Genomic DNA, 20,951 nt, shown 5'->3' on the forward strand with positions numbered 1-20,951 from the left:
CTCTCAACTGATGGATTGTTGTTTGCTTTGCAGCTCATGCATGCGGGCGTAAACGCCTCCGAAGGCGATGAGCGACTGATGGTTACCGCGCTCGATGATGTGACCGTGGTCGAGGACGAGGATTTGATCGGCTTCACGAATCGTCGACAAGCGGTGAGCGATGACGAACGTTGTCCGCCCTTTCGTGAGCGTCTTGAGCGCTTCTTGAATGAGCGCTTCCGTTTCCGAGTCGACGCTCGCCGTCGCCTCGTCTAAGACGAGGATGGCCGGGTCGAAGACGAGGGCACGGGCAAAGCTGATCAGTTGGCGTTCCCCGCTCGAGAGCGAGGCACCGCGCTCGATGACCGGCTCATCAAGCCCCTGTGGCAGCTGTTTGACGAAACGGTCGGCTCCGACGGCCGTCAACGCTTGCCATATCCGATCGTCCGAAATCGTCTCGTCGCCGAGCGTCACGTTCGTTTTAATCGACCCTGTAAAGAGGAACGGGTCTTGTAATACGATGCCGAGATGGTCACGGACGGCCTGCGTCGGCAGTTTCGTCACGTCCAACCCGTCGATGTTGAGCGTTCCTTCCGACGGGTCATAGAACCGCATGAGCAAGTTCATGATGGAACTCTTGCCGCTGCCGGTATGACCGACGAGGGCAATCGTCTCGCCCGGAGAAGCATGAATATCGATGTGTTGCAGCACCGGCTTGCCGGCCTCATAGCTGAACGACACGTCTTTAAATTCGACCTCTCCTTTAAAGCGTGGAATACGTTCGCCTGACACGTCTTCTCCTTTTTCATCGAGCAGTTGGAACATCCGGTCGGCCGAGACGAGCGCTTGTTGCAACGGCGACAACTGGTTCATGATTTGCGTCACCGGCTCAAAGATCCGTGACACGTAATCGATATACGCGTACAGTATCCCGAGCGTGAGCACACTGCCCGTTCCGAGTGTCTGTGCACCGACGACCCAAATGAGGAGGGCGAGCGCCATGTTGCGGAAGAAGTTGACCAAGTTGTGCGACATGAGCGCATCGAGTTTTAATAGCTTCCGTCGTGTTTGGAAGTTATCGCTGTTCTTCTCGTTGAACTCGTCATACACCAGGTCTTCTTTCACATACGATTGGATGATCGGCATCGTTTGAATGCTCTCGTTCAACTGGGCGTTCATGTCGGCGACGAGCGCCCGGACACGGAAGTTGTTTCGAGTCGACAAGCGCTGGAACAGCTTGATCCAGACGATGACGACCGGGATGATGATGAGCGAGACGAGGCCGAGGCGCACGTCTAGGAAGAACATGGCGATCAAAACACCGATCATCATGACGACACTTTGGAACACGCGCGCGAGTACGCCTAAATACAAGTCGCGAATCGTCTCGGTGTCGTTCGTGACACGGCTGACAATTTTCCCGATCGGAGTCTGGTCAAAGTAACGGACCGGAATCGTCTGTAAGTGCCGCATGACGTCGAGCCGCATCGTCTTGACAATTGTATGGGCCGACCGTTGGAGAAGCATCTGTTGTCCCCAGTTCAACCCGGCCGCGATGAGAAGCAAGACGACGTAAAGCCCCGATAAGATGAGGACCGCCCGCAAATCCGTTTCATAAAATTGGAACACGTCGGTCGATGAGAGCGGCACGATATTCGCATACGTCGCTGTTTCCTCACTGCGTGTGATCGTGAGGACACCGTCGGCAACTTCACGGACACCCCCGTTCATGACGGCATCCGGTACGAGGTAGTATCCGTCTGTCGTCTGGACGATCGAGACCGGTCTTACGACCGCCTCCCCGTCGAGTCTCGATTCTTTCTCATAAGAATTTCCATCGAATGAGACGCTACCGCCTGATTCAACTTGGACCCAATCGCGCTCGATGGCGACAATATGGTCATCGATGATGATTTTTGCGATATACGGTCCCGCGAGTTCCGCACCGACCGCTAAAAAGAGTAACAACAGACCAAGGATGATGGAGCGCTTCACTTGTTTGGCATAGCCGACGAGTGAGCGAATCGTCTTCTTCCTGCGGACTGGATCTAATTGATATTGATCGATCATGAGAGATTCCCCCTTTTCCCGGATTACTCCGTCTCTCCTTGTCGAACGTATTGTTCGTAGTACCAACCGCGTCGTTCCATCAGTTGGTCGTGCGTGCCGCGTTCCGTGACGCGACCGTCCTGCAAGACGAGAATCTGGTCGGCATGGGCGACGGCTGACAATCTATGGGCGACGATGAACGTCGTCTGTTCAGCGCGGCTCGTGCGCACCGAGTCAATGATACGAGCTTCCGTCTTCGCATCGACCGCCGAGAGCGAGTCGTCGAGCAATAAAATTTCTGGGTTTTTGAGCAAGGCACGCGCGATCGACAGGCGTTGTTTCTGTCCACCTGACAGCATGACGCCTTGCTCCCCGACAACTGTGTCGAGTCCGTTCTCCAAATGTTCGATGTCGGTGTCGAAAGCAGCGAGTCGAATTGCCGTTTGCAGCTCGGCCTCCGTCGCCCCGTCCGATCCGAACAAGATGTTGTCGCGCACCGTCTTCGAGAACAATAGATGTTCTTGAGACACGTAGCCGCTCCAACCCCGAACCGTCTCGAGTTTGATGTCTGAGATCGGTACACCGTTAATGAGGAGCGAGTCATCGATCGGATACTCACGGATCAATTGGCGCAAGAGCGTCGTCTTCCCAGCCCCGGTCGGTCCGACGATCCCAATCGTCTCGCCGCGCGAAACGTGCAAGACGATGTCCTCGAGTGAGGGCCGATTCGCCCCTGGGTACTCGAACGTAAGAGACTTGAACGTGATTTTCTCCGGTGCCTCCATCTCGACGGAACCGCTCGAGACGACGTCCGGCTCTTCATTCATCGTGGCCTCGATCCGTTCAAGGCTCGCCGTGCCTCGTTGGACGACGTTGATCAATTCTCCGAACGCGTACATCGGCCAAATGAGCATCCCTAAATAAATATTGAACGAGACGAGTTGTCCGAGCGTGATGTCGTTCGTGAAGACGAGATACGTCCCGAACGACAGCCCGATCAAATAGCTCAGTCCGACGAGCAACTTGATGACCGGTTCGAACAAGACGTCGATTTTGGCGACGTGCATGTTTTTCGCCATGACATCGTCCGTGATCGTGTCGAATTTTTTCGTGTCCGCCTCTTCTTGGACGAACGAGCGCACGACGCGAAGTCCTGAAATCGACTCGACGACTTGATCGTTCATGACGCCGAACGCGTCTTGCGCCGCCGTGAAGCGGGCGTGGATCTGTCGGCCGAGCTTGTTCATCGACCAAGCGAGGAGCGGCATCGGCAACAGGGCTGCGAGCGTCAGTTTCCAGTCAATGAACACCCCCATGATGGTCAAGGCGATGAGCGTCATGTTGAACGAATCGACGAGCGTCATAACTCCAAACCCGGCCGTCCGTTCCACCGCTTTCAAATCGTTCGTCGCGAGCGCCATCAAGTCACCTGTGCGATGCTGTTGATAAAACCGCGGCGTCTGCCGGAGCAAATGACCGAAGAAGCGCCCCCGTAGTTTTTTCTCGAGCAAGAACGCCGTGCCGAACAGGCGGGCAATCCATAAATACGACATGACGTACGACAACACCATGATCCCGAGGAGCGACCCGACGATGACGATCAGTCGCTCCGTCGTCAGACTCCCTTCGCGGATCGCATCGATGGCTTGGCCGATGATCCACGGCGGAAGCATATCGACGAATCCGGTGATGATCAGTAAGATGATAGCGATGATATACGTCCGTTTTTGTCTTTTAATAAACCAATCCAATTGTTTAATCAGTTTCACGACTGATTTCCCCCTTCCGCCCTTTCCGAGCACGCAAAAAAGCGCACCTCACCTGATTGTGCAACCAATCGGATGAAGTGCGCTTGACAGTCTTCAGTCTTTTGCATGGTCAGGGAAAGGACACTACCCCTATCCAGCTGCCCGTTTAAGCAGTCAAATAAGAGTAGCCATATGATGTTGTGTGTGTGCGTTGTAGTGTTGTGATGTACTTCATCATGCTGGCTCCTCTCGTTTCATAGTTTTAAAATCTACTAAAACCTTAGCAGACTGTTCAGAAAATTGTCAATATTATTTTGTAAAGATTTTGTAATTTCTTTTAGTTCATGAAGAATGTCGCAAGAATGACTCCGACAATGCCTGTCGCCGTGACGTAATAGATCATCGGCATGAGCGTGTAGCGGATGATCGTCCCCTCTTTTCCGAGGAGACCCGCGACCGAGGCAACAGCGACGACGTTCAAGACGCAAATCATGTTACCGGCGTTCGCCCCTGCCATCTGCATCGACAAGGCAAGCGTCTCACTCATTCCGACTGAATCCGCGACACTCGTCGTCAAGCTCGAGAACATCATGTTCGAGAACGTGGCCGATCCGGACACGAACGACCCGAGCGCCCCGATCCACGGTGCAACGATCGGCCAGACACCGCCGAACGTATCGGCTGCTGCTGTGGCGAGTTCGACCGGCATCGACCCAAGACCGGCTCCACCGTTTTCCGAGTGGATGAAAATCCGGACCATCGGCACCGATGCGGCGAGTGTGATCAACGTCCCACCGATTCCGAGCGTCGTCGATTTGAACACTGACGCCACTTGTGACCAGCTCATGTTGTGCAAGAAGAACGTCGCGATCATCGTCAAGATGAACATGAACCCTGGTGAGTAGAACGGTTCCCATGACGTCGAGATGCCCGTCACCCCTAAAATGTCTGGGAGGTTGATGCGGACGCTTCGCGTCAATTCATTCAAGAACGGTACTGTACGTGTCAAGATGAGGAAAATCGTCAAAATCAAGTATGGTGCCCAAGCTTTCCACTGTGGAAGTTCACGCTTTCCTGTTTTGACGGTCGGTTGCTCGAGCGGCTCATCAAGTTCGTCGACATAACCGTCAAACGTCCAAACACGCTTCGGCATCAAAATGCCTTTTTTCGCCATGGCGACCAAGATGACGAGACCGGTCAAGCCTCCGAGCATTCCACCGAACTCAAAGCCGAGGACGAGCGTCCACAAATATGCCGGGACACTGTAGACGAGCGCCGCGACGAGTGCAATCGGCAACACTTCTAATGCCGGTTTAACTGATTTCGCTTTACTGAAGAAGCGCGTCAGCATCAAAATCAAGATGAACGGGATAAACAATCCGACGACCATGTCGATGAGGACCGTCTGCAAGACGACACTCGTCAAAAATTCGATCGCCTCAGGCTGGCTCACGTCGAGCGAGAGACCGTTCCCAATCCCAATCAATGCTGGCGTCCCGACCGCACCGAACGTGACGGCAGATACATCGGCCGATAAGGCGATGACAACGGCCGCAATCGGTGGAAAACCGAGCGCGATGAGGAGCGGGGCCGCGACCGTTGCCGGCGTCCCGAATCCTGATGCTCCTTCAATGAACGAGACGAACAGCCAACCGACGATGAGCACTTGGATTCGTGGGTCCGGGGTGATGGTGACGAATCCGGAGCGGATGGCGTTCATTCCGCCGCCTTCCTTCATCGTATTCATCATTCCAATCGCACCGTACACGATCCAAGCCGCCGTGATGGCGATGACAAGTCCTTGTAAGATTGCTGCCGTGATTTGTGTGACATCTAGTTGCCACACGAAGAAAGCGAGAAGTGCTGTTAACACGAGTGAGAGTGGCATCGCAACCGATGCCGGTAAACGCATAATGACCAATAAGATGAGCACGGCCACAATCGGCATCAGTGCTGTAATCCATTCGAAAATCGTCAATGTAGACCCACCTTTTCAGATTTTTCCCCTACCGTAAACCGATGTCCCATTACAATTGTTCTTCCGCGAGCCTGTCTAAGGCTCGTTCGATCACATCGTACGGAAACCCTTTGCGCCGAAGCTGCATCTTCATGCGCTGTTTCCGTTCGAACGCAGCGTACCCGCTATACTTCCGATTCAACTTTTCGGCTTGCGTCAGACAGGCCGTAAGCTCGACGTCCTCATCCTCGTTTTCCCAAAACGTATGAATCGCCTCTGAAATGATATCAAACGTGAAACCCCTTTGCATTAGGGTTTGTTGAATTCTTTGTTGCACTTCTGTGGCGGAACGGCGATTTGTTTCCAATTGTTTCCTTTTTACGAACTTTCCGGCCTTTTCGAGCTGGTCTTCGTGTGAAATCGAGGCGATGACGTCTTCGATCGTGTTCGGGTCGATCCGAAGCTGCGCCAGTTCCCGCTTGATTTTGATCGGTCCACTCGGACTCGTATTGAACTTCGTTTGAACGTACGCTTTGGCGAATTCGGCATCGTTCAAGTATCGTTGTTCTTTCAACCGTTCGATGACATGTTTGATCGCGGTCTCGCTTACTTCTTTCTTCACCAGATAGTCATGCACCTCTGAAACGGAGCGCATTCGGTACGACAAATAGTTGACGGCTGCTTTATACGCTTTTTGCTGTTCTTCTGCCTGAAGGACGTCACGGACAAAATCATCTTCGAGCTCCATCCCTCTCGTCAGTCCGTATTTGATGAAGACATCGACATCGATCGCAAAGGCGAACTCTTCCTTACCGTCTTTCTCGACGAAGACGTTTAGCCGGTCTTTGTTTTTTTGTTGCGTCGTAAATTTAGCAATTTTCACAAAAACCCTCCTTTTCCTAGTTCTAACATATCACGTTCCCCGCTCAAGAAGGATTTTTGATAAGTTAGAAGAAAGGGTATTCACAATACGAACGGTACGCTTTCTTTATGGAACTCATACCCGTTTTGAAATCGCTTCAATATACTGGAGGGAGACTCATGAAAATCGCAATCACAGGCGGGACCGGGCTCATCGGCCGCCCGCTCGTCCGCGCGCTCGCCGAAGCCGGCCACCAAGTCGTCGTCTTGACGCGCAATCCACGCCCGCGGCAAGGGGGCATCTCCTTTGTCGAATGGTTGACACCAAACAGTCATCCCGAAACCGCGCTCCAAGACGTGGACGCGTTCATCCATTTGGCAGGCGCCTCGATCAATGATGGACGATGGACGCATAAACAAAAGCAGGCCATCCTCCAAAGTCGAATCGACGGAACGAAAGAAGTCGTCCGTATCATTAAAAATATGAAACGAAAGCCAAACGTCGTCATTAGCGGTTCCGCGATCGGTATTTACGGAGAAGACCGATCGATCACCTACGCGGAGTCGACACCGCTTCCGGACCGGACAAACTTTTTAGGAAACGTTTGCGTCCTTTGGGAACAAGAGGCCGCCCCGATCAAAGACATGGGCATCCGGCTCGCCTTCATGCGGACAGGCGTCGTCTTGTCAAATGACGGCGGTGCGTTCCCGCTCATGAAGTTACCGTACACGTTCGGCGCGGGCGGCCGGATCGGCTCAGGGGAGCAATGGGTCCCATGGATTCATTTAGACGATCTCGTCCGACTGTTCGTCCACGTCATCGAGACCGACTCGATTGAAGGGCCTGTCAACGGGACAGCGCCGACACCCGTCACGATGGACGAGTTCGGCCAAACAATCGCCCGCGTCATGCACCGCCCGCACTGGTTCCCTGCCCCGGCCCCGCTCATGAAGCTCGCGCTCGGCGAAAAGAGCGTCATCGTTTTAGAAGGCGCGAAAGTCGTCCCGACGAAAGCGCTCAACCATGGGTTCAAATTCCGCTATGAGACGTTAGAGCCCGCACTAAAACAACTGTTACATTTAACTTGAGGAGGACATACGACACGTGAGTAATTTGTTAATTCGCAACGCCCATATTTATCCGATTACCGCTCCCCATTTTTACGGAGACCTTCGCGTCCGCGACGGAAAAATCGTAGAGATGGCTGAACTGCTCGACCCGGTTGACGGCGAGAGCGTCGTCGAGGCGGAAGGTAACTTCTTGTTCCCCGGTTTTATCGACGCCCATACGCACCTCGGACTTTATGACGAAGGAACCGGCTCGGTCGGGAACGATGCCAACGAGACGGTTGAAGCGATGACCCCGCACGCGCGTGCCATCGACGGTGTGTATCCGCTTGACGAAGGCTTCCGTGAGGCACTCATGGCCGGGGTAACGACCGTCCAAGTCATGCCCGGAAGTATGAACGTCATCGGTGGCGTGACGAGCGTCATCAAAACGCACGGCCGTTTCATCGAAGACATGGTTCTGAGGCGTTATGCCGGACTCAAGATGGCGCTCGGCGAAAACCCGAAGCGCATCCATAGCATGGGCAAGACCGGGGAATTGACACGGATGGGGATCATGGGACTTCTCCGTGAGGCGTTCCGTACCGTCGACTCGACGAAGACGATCGGCACGTTCGGCAGCCAGATGATCCAGCTCGCCCTCGATCGGAAGATGCCGGTCCGCGTCCATGCTCACCGCGCCGATGACATTCTCTCCGTCGTCCGTTTCGCCGAAGAGTTCAATCTCGACTACCGGATCGAGCATTGCACGGAAGGTCACCTTGTCGCCGAGAAATTGCGCGAACTCGGGGTGAAGCACGTCACGGTCGGACCGACGTTCACGCGCAAATCAAAGATCGAGCTTCAAAACAAGACGTGGGAGACGTACCGGATCCTCCACGAGCACGGTATGGTCGTCTCGATCACGACCGACCATCCGTACACACCGGTCCAATACTTGAATCTATGTGCCGGACTCGCCGCGCGTGAAGGGCTGCCGGTCGATGTCGCGCTACGCGCCATCACGATTCACCCGGCCGAATCACTCGGCGTCGCTGACCGGGTCGGCTCGCTCGAAGTCGGGAAAGATGCTGACCTCGTGCTCTGGAGTCACTTCCCACTCGACTACATGTCGAAGCCGATTATGACGATTGTGAACGGTCAAATCGTCTACGCGACAGAGCGTGCCAGAACGCATCATGAGATGGACTGATTTTCATTATTTTTCATAACCGTTTTTACGTATAATTTACTTGCATTTTTAAAAAATCTATATAAAATTATCTTGTAACTTCATAAAGCAACCAAGGCGGTTCGAACAGCGAAGCCAGAAGTATGCTTTCGTTACGACTATTCTTCAGCGGTCTGAAATAGGAGGAGGAATGTAAAGGTGCTCAAATTTCGTGAGCTCACCGACTGCGCGGAGTTGTTCGAACTGATGCAACACCCAGATGTCTTTCCGTATGTCCGTCAAAAGACGGTCCACTTTGACGAGTTTTTATTTAGCACGAAGCAAGTGATCGAGCTAGAAGAGCAAGGAAATATCATCTCACGCACCATCACGAACGAGTTCGGTACCCCGATCGGGACGATCAGCTTGTTCGATGTGGAGTCCGGCTACGGATTCCTCGGTACGTGGCTTGGCAAACCGTATCACGGGAAAGGTTACAATCAAGTCGCGAAAGAAACGTTCTTCTCTGAACTGTTCTTCGAGCTTGATATTGAAAGTGTGTTTTTGAAAATCCGAAAATCGAATGAGCGTTCCATCGCCGCGGCCGAGAAATTGCCATACGCGTTTTGCGCCAACGAGATTCGGTCTGAACTACTCACAGAGATCAACCAAGGCGACGTCGAGTACGTCCTTTACGAAGTCTCAAAGTCGAGCTTCCAACTGTATTTGCACTCGCTCCATGCGCCTGAATTCGACCATTCGTATGAAGCACAACTCGAAGCATAAGCCAATTCTGACAAAGAATTGGCTTTTTTGTGGCGTTTTTGTGTGGATTGCATGAGGACAACTTTACGGCAATGAATATTTCTGTTCTAATTCGAAGAGATAGGTATGATAGAAGTATGAGGGATTTGTCACACGCCCTGTTAACTGTTTTGTAAAGGAGAATGAATCATGTCAGAACCAGTGTTTCGTATCTTAGTTACCGATGATGAAGAACAAATGCGGGATTTGCTCGTTTCGAACTTAGAAAAGGAAGGGTACGAGACAGTCACCGCGACGAACGGTCTCGAGGCGATTGAACTGTTAAAAGCACAGTCGTTTCATCTTGTCCTGCTCGATGTCATGATGCCCGAACTCGACGGCCTCACGGCTTGCATGCGCATTCGTGAGTTCTCGAACGTGCCGATCATCATGCTCACCGCTCGTTCGGAAGAGCTCGATCGGATCCACGGCTTGAAAATCGGCGCGGACGACTACATCACCAAGCCGTTCAGCCCTCGTGAGTTGCTCGCCCGCATCGAAGCGACACTTCGCCGAACGCACAACTTCTCGAAAGAGCAGGAAGCGACGTTCGACGTCGGGGTGTTATCGATCGACATCGAGGGCCGGGCCGTCAGCGTCAAAGGAAAAACCGTCAACTTGACTCGAAAAGAGTTCGACCTTCTGTACTTGTTCATCACGAACGAAGATAAAGTGTTCTCTCGGGAACAATTGCTCGACCAGATTTGGGGAACCGAGTACCACGGCAACCTCCGGACGGTCGATACGCACATTAAAACGCTCCGCCTCAAACTCGGGGAAGCGGGCGGCTATATTCAAACAGTCTGGGGGATCGGCTATAAGTTCGAGGCGAACGTATGAAGCAATACACGATCCGGAAGCGGATTTGGATCACCATCTGGACAGCCAGCCTCTTCTCCGCGTTCGTGTTCATCATCATGACGTTTTACTTGTACGACAAGTTCTACATCCAGACGCAAGAAGAGCTGCTCATCAACCGCGGGGAGAAACTCGTCACGATCTACAAAGCCGACGGGTTCTCCGACGCGTTCTCGGACAGTATGACGTACACGAACGAACTGACCGAGACGAAAGTGTTTTTATCTTCTGTCAAAGAAGATGGCCTCGGTTCCGGCAAAACGTTTTTACGGGAACAAGACCTGGCACGCCTGCAAGACGGCTACGCCATCTCGGTCACACGCAAACACCCGACCGAGGATGTCGATATTCTCATGTCCGCCTTCCCGCTCATCCGTGACGGTGAACTCGACAACGCGCTCATCCTTTACATGGAGCTGAGTAAAATCAGCGAGCCGTTTCAGCCGATCCGGCTCATGATCACGTTCTTGCTCATTCTCATGATCGTCAACTTGCTCATTTTCGGCACACAAATCATCGATACGATCATCCAGCCGCTCATTCAGATGAAACGGGCGTCCCAAGTGTATGCCAAAGGCGACTTCTCACACCGTATCCCCATCTATTATGATGATGAGATCGGTGAGCTCGCCGAGACGCTCAACCGGATGGCCGAATCGCTCGGTCTCGTCGAAGAGCAACGGAAGGAGTTTTTGGCGAACGTCAGCCACGAGCTTCGCACCCCGCTCTCCTATATTCGTGGATATACCGAGATGCTCCAAGACCCGGCGATCGATGAGAAGACACGGAAACAGTATTACGAGATTATCGAGAACGAGACGAATCGCTTGCAACGACTCGTCACCGACTTGCTCGACCTCGCCCAACTCGAACGTGACTCTTACCCGATGACGAAAGAACCGGTCGTCTATTCACAAGTGCTCGAGGACGTGCTCTACCGGTTCGAGCCGATCGCACAGGCAAAAGGCGTCACGATTCAGACGGACCTCGATTTCGAGCTCATCATCCTCGGGGACCACGACCGCCTCGAACAAGTCGTCGGGAATTTGCTCGATAACGCGTTGCGGTATACGGAGGCCGGCAAATCGATTCATGTGAAGACATTCGCCGAGGAAGGGTATGCCATCACCGAGATTCGTGATGAAGGCCGAGGCATCCCGAAAGAAGACCTCGACAAATTGACGGAACGGTTCTACCGCGTCAACAAGTCAAGGACGCGAGAAGACGGCGGCACCGGTTTAGGCCTCGCCATCGCCAAACACATCATGGAACGTCACGGAGGCTCGATTCATTTCGCTTCCGAAGTAGGTCAAGGCACGACGGTCACACTCGGCCTGCCACTGCTACCGGATAACGAATTCGACATATAAAAAAGGCAGCTGCGGCTGACTATCAGACTGTAGACAAAACATTGTCTGCAGTTTTTTTGTTTTCTCGACCGGGCACAGCTCGCTTGGTCGGTCCACGCATCAATCCCTCTTTTCGTACCCTCGTCCCTGTTTTATAATGAGAGGTAGAGAACCCGTCATGGGGGCGAATCGAACGATCAGGTAATCAACAGAATTGGAAACCAATCGAACACAATTGGAGATGGTCACGCTAGACGAGCGCGTGTTCGCGAACGCAAAAGAGAAGCATGGCATGCGTTGGACCCGTTACCGAGGACTTGAAAAAGTTTCAATGCAGGCGATGCTCACCTTTGCTGCCCTCAATCTCAAGAAGATGGCAGGCTGACAGGGTCTCGGGCAGAGCACCTCAAGGCCCGAAAACGAAAAAGTCACGTTTCAGTTCGCCTGAAACGTGACTTTGTCTTCAATCTGAAAGGCAGCCGCGGCTGCCTTTTTTATATGTCTTGGCCTTTGAACGTTTCTTCCGATTCGTTCATGAGACGCTCACGCTCGGCGTGCGTCTGCGGGAAGCCGTTCGCTTGCCACTCGGCCCGGTGGTTCGAATCGAGTTGAGTGAGCCCTTCCTCGGCCTCGTCCTTATCCGAATCGACGCTCTCCATCCGGTCCATCTTGCTCCATGTATCCTCATCACGGTCTTGTGTCAACAAGGCCGCCACTTTCGGTGCTACGAGCGCGGCACCGGCGACACCGAGCACGATGCCCATTAAAACTTTCTTATCCATACGTTACCCCTCCTTAGTGACTATGTACGGATAATTCCACCATTGTTTCAAATCGAAACCATTTCGTGAAGCGTTTACACGAAAACGGAAAGTGGAATAACAGAGAAACAAGGAGGCGAGACGAATGAAAAAGCAGAATCAACCATTTAAGCGTCGCTTCGACAACCCGGACGCCGTCGATACGGACAAAGACAGCATCTTCGATCAAGAAGGGATGGAGACGGTCGATCCAATCCCAGTCGAGGAACTGAACCAAGAAGTAAAAGACGAGAAACGAAAGCGACACTCCAAAAACGACTCCGTCAGCGAGAAAAAATATGACTAACGTAAAAGGATGCGGCTCGTGATATGCTCCCCAATAGGTAGACAGATGAAATAACAAATCTGTTTATCTGATTGGGGAGTGTTTTTTTATGGCGAGAAGTCGGCATACGATCGAACAAAAATTGAGTGCGCTGCGCATGATGGAAGAAGAGACATATACTTGGAAGGAAATCATGGAGGCTCATGGCGTCTCTAGGTACACCCTCCAGGTGTGGAAAGTGAAATTCGATACCGGCGGGATCGATGCGTTGAAGGAATCGAAGGCATGGAGATCTTACACCAAGGAACGGAAAATCGCGGCCGTCCGTGACTATCTCGATGGGTTCACTAGAATGGAGGTGCTCTCCAAACATCACATCAGTAGTTGGTCTGTTCTTCAAAGATGGATTGAGAAGTATACTAGTCATAGCGAGTTAACAGATTCGAGAAAAGGGATGGGTCGAGCTATGACAAAAGGAAGAAAAACTACATTCGAAGAGCGCTTTGAGATCGTGAAATATTGTTTGGAGAATGGGCGCAACTACCAGCAGACCGCGGAAAAATTTCAGGTGTCCTATGCCCAGGTCTATGGCTGGATCAAAAAGTATGACACGGACGGGGCAAAGGCGCTCCTGGACCGCCGTGGGCGTACGAAGTCAGAGGACGAACTAAGTGAAGAAGAGAAGCTTAAGCGCCGTATCCGACAAATGGAGCTTGAGAACGAACTTCTTCGTGCGGACAACCTGTTCCTAAAAAAGTTGGAGGAGATCGAGAGGAGGTCATGATCAGCCAGGTACGGCTACAGCAACGATATATCGCCATCAAAGAATTGAACGAAGAGGAAGCCCTTTCGATCGTGCTCCTCTGTCGAGTCGCCGGCAGCTCACGGGCGGCCTATTACAAATGGTTGAATCGCACCATACCGGTGCGTCAAGAAGAGAACGAGAAGCTTCTGGAGGACATTCGTCTACTCTATGACCAGGCGAACGGCACATACGGGTACCGTCGGATCACGATGACCATCAATCGGCTGCGCCGGCAACAGAGCCTGTCCCCATTCAATGAAAAGCGAATCTATCGCTTGATGTATAGCCATGGGATCCAATCGATCATCCGCCGGAAGCGGAAGAGACATAAGAAATCGACGCCACAGCACGTGGCCGAGAACCTGATGAACCGAGAATTCAGTGCGTCCCGGCCAGACGAGAAATGGTGCACCGACGTCACCGAGTTCAAATACGGTGCCGGGAAGAAGGCATATCTGAGTGCGATCATCGACCTGTATGACGGCTCGATCGTCGCCTATCGCATCGGGAGGTCCAACAACAACAGGCTCGTGTTCCATACGATGATGCCAGCCATCGCGGGGCTCCGTACAGGAGCACGTCCGATGATCCATAGCGACCGAGGGTTCCAATATACTTCGAGAGGGTTCAAACGGATGGTAGAAGACGCGGGAATGACCCGCAGCATGTCCCGGGTCGGGCGTTGCATCGACAACGCCCCAATCGAGAGTTTTTGGGGCACCTTGAAAGTGGAGATGTACTACTTGCGTGAGTTCCAGGCCTATAACGAACTCACGAGAGCCATCGAGAACTACATATCGTTCTACAACCACGATCGTTTCCAGAAACGACTAAACGGCTTAAGCCCTGTCGAATACAGGTCTCAAGCCGCCTAGGCTGGTTTTCATTATTTGCCCTGTCTACTTGACGGGGAGCAGTTCATCGGCCGCATCCTTTTACGTTAAATCTTTTGGCGAGAAGCCGTATGGAAGCATCTCTTCTTTTGTCATTACTTTCGTGTCTCCGGCCATGTTCGCCAAAATCAACGTGAAGTCGTCGCCCGCAAACTCGGCGATGACTTGGCGGCAGGCGCCACACGGTGAGATCGGCCCGTCCGTGTCACCGACGACAACGACCGTCTCGATCGTCTTGCTGCCTTCTGACACGGCCTTAAAGATGGCCGTCCGTTCAGCACACATCGACAAACCGTATGAGGCGTTCTCGACGTTACAACCTGAAATCTCTTTCCCCGTCTCATCGATGACGACGGCACCAACGTTGAACTTCGAGTAAGGGGTATAGGCGCGTGACCGTGCGTCAATCGCTTTATGGACGAGCTCTTGCACTTTTTCATGTGGGATCATCTGATGTTCCTCCGCTTCTATTGATAAAAGAAGTCTGACATCTGAACTATAACGTGAAAACGCTTTCCTAGCAAGCGTTTTCACCGTCCCGTCAATATTTTTTCTTTTTCTTCTTCTCGAAGACGACGACCGACTCGACGTGCGCCGTTTGCGGGAACATGTCGTACGGTTGGACGTAGTTCACTTTGTATCCGGCTTTCATGAGTTGGTCCGCGTCACGGGCGAGCGTCTGTGGGTTACACGACACATAGACGAGTCGTTGTGCTTTCGAAGAAATGATCGCGTTCAACAGTTGGTGGTCCACTCCGGTCCGTGGCGGGTCGACGACGATGACGTCAGGGATCCATCCGTCTTTCACCCAACGCGGGATCCAGTGCTCGGCCCGGCCTTCGACGTACGTCGCATGGTTGAACCCGTTCTCACGCATGTGGGCGTTAGCGTCTTCGACCGCTTCCGGGACGACTTCCATTCCGCGGATTTCTTTGGCATGCGGCGCGAGCCAAAGCCCGATTGACCCGACGCCGGCATACGCGTCGATGACACGTTCTTCACCCGTCAACGCGGCCGCCTCGACGACTTCACGGTACATGACCTCGGTCTGGGCCGGGTTCAGTTGGAAGAATGCGCGTGGCGACAAGTGGTAATGGACGTCGTCGAGTTGTTCGTCCATCTTCTCTTGTCCGGCGATGTGGATGGTGCGATAGCCGAAGATGACACCTGAACGGTTCGAGTTGATGTTCAAATGGAACGAGACGACGTTCGGTAACGCCATGATGCGGTCACTGAGTTCGTCTAAGTCCGGCACGTCCTCATGACCGACGACGAGGACGACTTGGACGTCGTTCGTCTTATAACCTGAACGGACGACCACAGTACGGGCAAAGCCAGTATCCCGACGAGCATCGTACACCGGGATGTCGAGTTCGTTCAAGATGCGGACGATGGCGTTATTGATGTTCGTCGTGTCGCGCTGTTGGACCATACAATGTTCAATCGGGACGAGCGTGTTCGAGTTCGGTTTATAGAGACCTGATACGATCTCACCACGACGGACGCTGAGTGGGAACTGGGATTTGTTTCGGTAGTACCACGGGTCTTCCATCCCTTTTGTCGGGCGAATGTCCGACTTGTCGACGTTCAGCTTCGTCTTTTGACGGAACGCGTTGCGAACAATTTCTTCTTTATACTCCATTTGCAGGCGTGGGCTCATATGCTGAATCTGACAGCCCCCACACTCGTCATAGATTGGGCACGGCGGTTTGACGCGGTCTTTTGACGCGTTGTCGCGCTTGACGACACGAGCCTCGGCATAGTTGCGTTCGACGCGTGTGATTTCGACTTTCGCCTCTTCGCCCGGCAACAAGTTCGGAATAAAGACGACCATCCGATTGATGGTCGCTATTCCTTCCCCGTTAATTCCGAGACGTTCGGCGGTGACGCTCTTATAATCTCCTACGATCAGTTTCAATGTGTTTCATCCTTTCGATCCTTGTTCTAAATCTTTGGCGTAACGTACGACTTTCGCACGTAAGGAATCAATGTCAGCTAACAGGCGATGCAAATCCTCTGGCGTCGTGTGCTCGTCCAACGTATTGACTGACAGACAGAGCAATTCCGTTCTCGATTTCAACACATTCATTTTTCCTGCCGTATCGGTTCGTGATTTACCCATCTCATGATCGCTCCTTTAGTTCGTGACAAAGAGTTGTTATTATAGCATACTATTTCGTGTGACTAGATGAAAAGGTGGAATCAACATGCAAAACATCTCGACAACGTTTGATCCGTGGGAAGCGTACCTCGATCAAACCGAGTTCGGTCGCCTCGTCCTTTCGAACGTCGAAGTGACGACGACCAAACTATGCAACATGCGCTGCGAACACTGTGCCGTCGGCTATATGCTCGACCAGACCGAAACGCCTGAAGTTCCCCTCGAACTGCTCATCTCGCGTCTCGACGAGATTGAACACTTACGTGCGTTCTCGATTACAGGCGGCGAACCGATGCTATCGATGAAATCGGTCCGCAACTACGTCGTGCCGCTGCTCAAATATGCCAAGGAACGCGGGGCACGAACGCAAATCAATTCGAACTTGACGTTGCCGTTGTCTCGCTACCATCTTATTACCCCTTACCTCGACGTTTTGCACATTTCGCATAACTGGGGAACGGACGCCGACTTTTTAGAAGGCGGCTTTGCGATGATGGATCGAAAACCGAGTGAGGCGGCACGCTTGAAGATGCTCCAGACGATGAAAGATAACGCCCGGGCGCTCACGTCAGAAGGCATCATCGTTTCGGCCGAGACGATGCTCAACAAGCGGACGATCCCCCATTTGAAGGCGATTCATGAGGAAATCGTCTCGCTCGGCTGTCAGCGTATGGAGGTGCACCCGATGTACCCCGCCGATTTTGCGAGTGCGCTCGAATCGGCCTCGCTCCCGGACATTCGGAAAGCCATCCACGACCTGCTCGACGCGCGCGACGAAAACGTCTGGATGTTATTCGGTACGTTACCGTTTTATGCGTGTTCCGACTTACCGGAAGACCGAGCCTTGTTGAAGCGGCTGCATGAAGCGAAGAACGTCACCGTCCGAAACGACCCAGATGGTCGTTCACGCCTGAACACGAACATATTCGACGGCGAGATTATCGTCACCGATTTCGGCGACGAGCTTGGATCACTCGGGACACTGTATGATACTTCGTTTCAAGAGGCGTATGAGACGTGGACGAACAGCGCCTTGAACGCGACGTTGTCTTGTCATTGCCCGGCCGTGAAATGTCTCGGACCGAACGCCCTCGTCAAACAAGCCTATTATCCGAACATCGACTTCCAAAAACGTGTCGCCGACCCGTTTTGATTCCTTCACATCGGGAAATATTTACTATATAAACCGAATCGAGGTGTATGAGATGACTGCCATCTATGTATTCATGATCACCGTCATGGCCATCATCATTTTCGGTGGTGTGCTTAGCATCTTATTGACAGCCGCATTCGTTTCAGACAAAGTAGACCGTGATGAAGTCTTTAGTCAAGGCAGTTGGGACGACGAGCTCTTACATTTGAACCATCTCTCCCAACCGATTGACGAAACAAAAAGCTGAGAACCTTCTCAGCTTTTTACTATGTGACGACGAGGTGAACTATGCAACGGTTTCGTTTTTCGATTTTATTGCTCATCGTATTTATTTCCGGTTTGATTCAAGGGGCGCTCATCCCGCTGTTGTCAACGCTCATCGAACGCGACGGGAACTCCGCGTGGCTGAATGGCCTGAACGCCACGATGCTCTATCTCGGCGTCATCGTCTCGGCGCCGCTGCTCGAACGGTTCGTCCGCAAATACGGGTTCCGGCCGACCATCGTCTTAGGCATCGTCTTGACGGCGCTCGCGACGTTCTTCTTACCGCTTTGGCCGACGCTTCTCGCCTGGGCCGTCATGCGCTTCGTCATCGGTTTTGGTGACTCCGCGCTCCATTACGGCTCACAAGTATGGGTGACGTCCGTGAGCGAAAAGCGCAGTCTCGGCCGGGCGATGGCGTATTACGGCATGTCGTTCAGTCTCGGCTTCGCGGTCGGTCCGCTCATCGCGCCGCTCGTCGACATTCATTTTTGGTTACCGTTCCTCGTCTTGATCTTCTTCTGTCTCGCCTCACTCTTCTTCATCTTTAAAGTGGAGAACGAATTTCCTGAAGCCGAGAAAGTGAAGACCGATTCGACCGGACGAATCCGGCTCGTCTTGATCGGTGCCGGGTATACGCTTCTCCCTGCCTTTACATACGGTTTTCTCGAAGCGAGCCTAAACGCGAACTTGCCTATCTTTACAGTCCGAAACGACATCGGCCTCGCCCAGACGAGTACGCTCATTACGACGTTCATCGTGGCATCCATCGCGGTCCAACTCCCGCTCGGCCGCCTCGCCGACCATTTCGGGAAGAAACGGATCCTGCAAATCGTGTTGACGCTCGGCACGTTGTTGTTCGCGCTCGCGAACTTGGCCGTCGACCATTACGCCTGGCTGCTCGTCTTGTTCGCTTTAGCGGGTGCCGGCCTCGGGTCAACCTATTCTCTTGGCCTCGCCCATATGACCGAAGTGTTGCCGCGTTCGCTTTTACCGACGGGGAATATGCTCTATAGCATCGCATTCAGCGTCGGATCGATTAGTGGACCGATGATTGGGGCGTTTTGGATCAGTTTGCCAAAAGACGTGTACTTCCTCATGTACGCACTCATTCTCGGCATCCTCGCCGTCAGTCTGTTCACGGCCAAAGCCAAACCGATCGATATATAAAAAGGGATGGTGCTCTCAGGAGCCCCATCCCTTGTCGTTTATTCTCTCGCCGGACCGACGCGGACGTCATTTCGCTCGAACGCCTGAATGAACACTTCATCGAGCGCGAACGGTTCTGTCTCAAGTGTGGCTAATACGTCTGACTTGAGCGTCACCTCGATAATCCGGTCGTTGATTTGCCACTTCGTCTGGATGTCGTCACCTTGCCGCACGGCGCGCGCATCCACTTGATCATGGTGCTCTTTCAACCCCCGACTCACGCACTTCATCACGTACTTGACGTACTCATCACGCGGCTGACGCGAGACGAGTATGTTGCGGACAATATGGTTTCTCGTCACGTTCCCTTCCTCCTTCCTTTACCAATCTGTGTACGCAAGTCTTTACGACGAAGACCGACAGTGAACTGAAAGAATTCAGAATTTTTAATATATTTTGCCATGAGAACACATTTTCGTCAACCGCGTCTCTCTGTCATTTGCTCACAGGGCCGCGTTTGCGGCCTTGGAAGTAAGTGGACAAGTAAATACCGGCGACGACGAACAATAATCCAACGAGTGCGTTCCACGGAATTGTTTCTCCGAGCATGACATTCGATAGCAACACCCCGAACAAGGGAACAAAGAACATATAGAGCGACACACGGCTGACCGGGTTATGTTTCATCAGCGTGTTCCATAACGTGAACCCGATTGCGGATAAAAGAGCCAAGTAGAGCAAGAACAGGTAAGTCTTCATCGTGTATGGCAAGAAGACGCCGCTCGGGTCAAGCATCACGCCGACGACAAGCAGTCCGAGCGAGCCAATGACCATCGCCCAAGCCGTCATCGGTGCGACGTCATGGCTACGCGAGTAATCTTTTGCGATCAAGTTACCAAACGCCCCTGAGATCATCGCTAGAATGAGCAAAATCTCGCCGACCCCAAAACCGATCTCTGAACTCGCCGATGGCCAGTTCGCGATGACGATGCCAGAGAACCCGAGTGTGAGCGCGATCCCTTTCAAACGGTTCAACCTGTCGTCTTCATAACGAAAGTGAGCGAGTGCCATTTGGAAGAACGAAGTCGACCCGGCGATGATCGATCCTTGAACCCCCGTCGACAGCGACAATCCGACGTAAAAAAACAAGTATTGTAGAAACGTCAAAAACGCACCGAGATGCGCGTAGGCTTTCACACGCCCGACCGTCAAACGGATGGGACGCTTAAAGACGGTCCGACTGATCAACAACAGCAATAGCCCGGCGAGCAAGAAACGTTCACCGGCAAAGATCAATTGTTGTCCGTACTCATCCGCCCCGATTTCAAGTTCTTCGTAGCTTAGTTTGATGAACGGGAAGGCGCTTCCCCATAAAAATGTATTAAACAACGCCAATAATGTAACGGTCCAAGGCCGTTGAAACAAGTTGGGCATGACACGAAATCTCCTTAATCTTTTAGTTTGTGAGTTGTTATCTTCCATGATAAAATGAACTTAAATGATAATTATTATAAATAAGGTATTCGCTTAATAACCGATTAATCCTTAATTTTAGGCAAAAGATAATGATAATCATCCTCACCAATTATCATTTGAATGATATATATTCTCAATTAGAAA

Annotated in this window: 20 protein-coding genes and 1 pseudogene; 11 read left to right on the top strand and 10 right to left on the bottom strand. The window is 52.5% G+C overall.

Annotated elements, in window-relative coordinates:
- Nucleotides 1-3: 3 nt before the first annotated feature.
- From P398_RS0114370 to recX, 4 genes are all read right to left on the bottom strand, one after another.
- Nucleotides 4-2,049 (bottom strand): ABC transporter ATP-binding protein, encoded by a 2,046-nt coding sequence (locus P398_RS0114370; RefSeq protein WP_029335883.1) that lies wholly within the window; start codon nucleotides 2,047-2,049, stop codon nucleotides 4-6.
- Between the two features lie 23 nt (nucleotides 2,050-2,072).
- Nucleotides 2,073-3,797, bottom strand: coding sequence for an ABC transporter ATP-binding protein (locus tag P398_RS0114375; protein WP_024372386.1), 1,725 nt, complete (start codon nucleotides 3,795-3,797; stop codon nucleotides 2,073-2,075).
- Nucleotides 3,798-4,113: 316 nt separating this feature from the next.
- Nucleotides 4,114-5,754 carry an L-lactate permease gene (locus P398_RS0114380; protein ID WP_051638924.1) on the bottom strand — a complete coding sequence of 547 codons (1,641 nt, stop codon included), beginning with the start codon at nucleotides 5,752-5,754 and terminating at the stop codon, nucleotides 4,114-4,116.
- Nucleotides 5,755-5,803: 49 nt separating this feature from the next.
- Nucleotides 5,804-6,616 carry a recombination regulator RecX gene (gene recX, locus P398_RS0114385; RefSeq protein WP_029335886.1) on the bottom strand — a complete coding sequence of 271 codons (813 nt, stop codon included), beginning with the start codon at nucleotides 6,614-6,616 and terminating at the stop codon, nucleotides 5,804-5,806.
- Between the two features lie 158 nt (nucleotides 6,617-6,774).
- Between recX and P398_RS0114390 the strand changes: the two genes are divergently transcribed.
- The 6 genes and pseudogenes from P398_RS0114390 to P398_RS0114415 form a co-directional block, all read left to right on the top strand.
- Nucleotides 6,775-7,683, top strand: a complete 909-nt coding sequence (locus P398_RS0114390; RefSeq protein WP_024372383.1) for a TIGR01777 family oxidoreductase — start codon at nucleotides 6,775-6,777, stop codon at nucleotides 7,681-7,683.
- A 16-nt stretch (nucleotides 7,684-7,699) separates the two neighbouring features.
- Nucleotides 7,700-8,854, top strand: a complete 1,155-nt coding sequence (locus tag P398_RS0114395) for an amidohydrolase (protein ID WP_029335887.1) — start codon at nucleotides 7,700-7,702, stop codon at nucleotides 8,852-8,854.
- A gap of 177 nt (nucleotides 8,855-9,031) precedes the next feature.
- Nucleotides 9,032-9,598, top strand: coding sequence for a GNAT family N-acetyltransferase (locus tag P398_RS0114400; protein WP_024372381.1), 567 nt, complete (start codon nucleotides 9,032-9,034; stop codon nucleotides 9,596-9,598).
- Nucleotides 9,599-9,766: 168 nt separating this feature from the next.
- Nucleotides 9,767-10,456 carry a response regulator transcription factor gene (locus P398_RS0114405; protein ID WP_024372380.1) on the top strand — a complete coding sequence of 230 codons (690 nt, stop codon included), beginning with the start codon at nucleotides 9,767-9,769 and terminating at the stop codon, nucleotides 10,454-10,456.
- Nucleotides 10,453-11,844, top strand: a complete 1,392-nt coding sequence (locus tag P398_RS0114410; RefSeq protein ID WP_029335889.1) for a sensor histidine kinase — start codon at nucleotides 10,453-10,455, stop codon at nucleotides 11,842-11,844. The genes P398_RS0114405 and P398_RS0114410 overlap by 4 nt, the downstream gene beginning before the upstream one ends.
- 235 nt (nucleotides 11,845-12,079) lie before the next feature.
- Nucleotides 12,080-12,208, top strand: a pseudogene (locus tag P398_RS0114415) (transposase); the annotation flags it as partial.
- A gap of 109 nt (nucleotides 12,209-12,317) precedes the next feature.
- Here P398_RS0114415 and P398_RS0114420 read toward each other — a convergent pair.
- Nucleotides 12,318-12,605 (bottom strand): hypothetical protein, encoded by a 288-nt coding sequence (locus tag P398_RS0114420; protein ID WP_029335893.1) that lies wholly within the window; start codon nucleotides 12,603-12,605, stop codon nucleotides 12,318-12,320.
- 124 nt (nucleotides 12,606-12,729) lie between these two features.
- On the opposite strand from P398_RS0114420, the gene P398_RS0114425 reads away from it, so the two are divergent.
- Nucleotides 12,730-12,930 (top strand): hypothetical protein, encoded by a 201-nt coding sequence (locus P398_RS0114425; protein ID WP_029335894.1) that lies wholly within the window; start codon nucleotides 12,730-12,732, stop codon nucleotides 12,928-12,930.
- Nucleotides 12,931-13,018: 88 nt separating this feature from the next.
- Nucleotides 13,019-14,589, top strand: a protein-coding gene (locus P398_RS16670) for an IS3 family transposase (RefSeq protein ID WP_115336708.1) whose coding sequence is annotated in 2 segments (ribosomal slippage) — nucleotides 13,019-13,670 and nucleotides 13,670-14,589 — 1,572 coding nt in all. Because the reading frame shifts where the segments join, the coding sequence is not laid out codon by codon here.
- 60 nt (nucleotides 14,590-14,649) lie between these two features.
- Here P398_RS16670 and P398_RS0114440 read toward each other — a convergent pair.
- From P398_RS0114440 to P398_RS0114450, 3 genes are all read right to left on the bottom strand, one after another.
- Entirely contained in the window at nucleotides 14,650-15,057 is a 408-nt protein-coding gene (locus P398_RS0114440) for a cytidine deaminase (RefSeq protein WP_029335899.1), read from the bottom strand.
- Between the two features lie 91 nt (nucleotides 15,058-15,148).
- Nucleotides 15,149-16,525 (bottom strand): 23S rRNA (uracil(1939)-C(5))-methyltransferase RlmD, encoded by a 1,377-nt coding sequence (rlmD, locus tag P398_RS0114445; RefSeq protein WP_029335900.1) that lies wholly within the window; start codon nucleotides 16,523-16,525, stop codon nucleotides 15,149-15,151.
- Between the two features lie 6 nt (nucleotides 16,526-16,531).
- On the bottom strand, nucleotides 16,532-16,729 hold the full coding sequence (locus P398_RS0114450) for a hypothetical protein (protein WP_024371614.1): 198 nt from the start codon (nucleotides 16,727-16,729) through the stop codon (nucleotides 16,532-16,534).
- A gap of 85 nt (nucleotides 16,730-16,814) precedes the next feature.
- Here P398_RS0114450 and yfkAB point away from each other — a divergent pair, with 85 nt between their 5' ends.
- From yfkAB to P398_RS0114465, 3 genes are read left to right on the top strand one after another with little or no spacing between them, the layout of a single operon-like run.
- Entirely contained in the window at nucleotides 16,815-17,921 is a 1,107-nt protein-coding gene (gene yfkAB, locus P398_RS0114455) for a radical SAM/CxCxxxxC motif protein YfkAB (protein WP_024371615.1), read from the top strand.
- Nucleotides 17,922-17,973: 52 nt separating this feature from the next.
- A complete protein-coding gene (locus P398_RS0114460) occupies nucleotides 17,974-18,168 on the top strand; it encodes a hypothetical protein (protein ID WP_024371616.1) in 195 nt (64 codons plus the stop codon).
- A gap of 41 nt (nucleotides 18,169-18,209) precedes the next feature.
- A complete protein-coding gene (locus P398_RS0114465) occupies nucleotides 18,210-19,352 on the top strand; it encodes an MFS transporter (RefSeq protein ID WP_029335902.1) in 1,143 nt (380 codons plus the stop codon).
- Nucleotides 19,353-19,390: 38 nt separating this feature from the next.
- Here P398_RS0114465 and P398_RS0114470 read toward each other — a convergent pair whose 3' ends face one another.
- Both P398_RS0114470 and P398_RS0114475 read right to left on the bottom strand, forming a co-directional pair.
- Nucleotides 19,391-19,693 carry a hypothetical protein gene (locus P398_RS0114470; RefSeq protein WP_024371618.1) on the bottom strand — a complete coding sequence of 101 codons (303 nt, stop codon included), beginning with the start codon at nucleotides 19,691-19,693 and terminating at the stop codon, nucleotides 19,391-19,393.
- 133 nt (nucleotides 19,694-19,826) lie between these two features.
- Nucleotides 19,827-20,765 carry a DMT family transporter gene (locus tag P398_RS0114475; protein WP_029335903.1) on the bottom strand — a complete coding sequence of 313 codons (939 nt, stop codon included), beginning with the start codon at nucleotides 20,763-20,765 and terminating at the stop codon, nucleotides 19,827-19,829.
- Nucleotides 20,766-20,951 lie beyond the last annotated feature (186 nt).

It is taken from the genome of Exiguobacterium aurantiacum DSM 6208 (assembly GCF_000702585.1).
In the GTDB taxonomy this organism is placed as follows: Bacteria; Bacillota; Bacilli; order Exiguobacteriales; family Exiguobacteriaceae; genus Exiguobacterium; species Exiguobacterium aurantiacum.

Excerpts from the sequence above, each read along its gene's own strand:
- P398_RS0114370 (WP_029335883.1), bottom strand. The coding sequence starts at position 2,049 with ATGATCGATCAATATCAATTAGATCCAGTCCGCAGGAAGAAGACGATT.
- P398_RS0114390 (WP_024372383.1), top strand. The coding sequence starts at position 6,775 with ATGAAAATCGCAATCACAGGCGGGACCGGGCTCATCGGCCGCCCGCTC.
- P398_RS0114405 (WP_024372380.1), top strand. The coding sequence starts at position 9,767 with ATGTCAGAACCAGTGTTTCGTATCTTAGTTACCGATGATGAAGAACAA.
- P398_RS0114410 (WP_029335889.1), top strand. The coding sequence starts at position 10,453 with ATGAAGCAATACACGATCCGGAAGCGGATTTGGATCACCATCTGGACA.
- P398_RS0114420 (WP_029335893.1), bottom strand. The coding sequence starts at position 12,605 with ATGGATAAGAAAGTTTTAATGGGCATCGTGCTCGGTGTCGCCGGTGCC.
- P398_RS0114425 (WP_029335894.1), top strand. The coding sequence starts at position 12,730 with ATGAAAAAGCAGAATCAACCATTTAAGCGTCGCTTCGACAACCCGGAC.
- P398_RS0114440 (WP_029335899.1), bottom strand. The coding sequence starts at position 15,057 with ATGATCCCACATGAAAAAGTGCAAGAGCTCGTCCATAAAGCGATTGAC.
- P398_RS0114450 (WP_024371614.1), bottom strand. The coding sequence starts at position 16,729 with ATGGGTAAATCACGAACCGATACGGCAGGAAAAATGAATGTGTTGAAA.
- yfkAB (WP_024371615.1), top strand. The coding sequence starts at position 16,815 with ATGCAAAACATCTCGACAACGTTTGATCCGTGGGAAGCGTACCTCGAT.
- P398_RS0114460 (WP_024371616.1), top strand. The coding sequence starts at position 17,974 with ATGACTGCCATCTATGTATTCATGATCACCGTCATGGCCATCATCATT.
- P398_RS0114465 (WP_029335902.1), top strand. The coding sequence starts at position 18,210 with ATGCAACGGTTTCGTTTTTCGATTTTATTGCTCATCGTATTTATTTCC.
- P398_RS0114475 (WP_029335903.1), bottom strand. The coding sequence starts at position 20,765 with ATGCCCAACTTGTTTCAACGGCCTTGGACCGTTACATTATTGGCGTTG.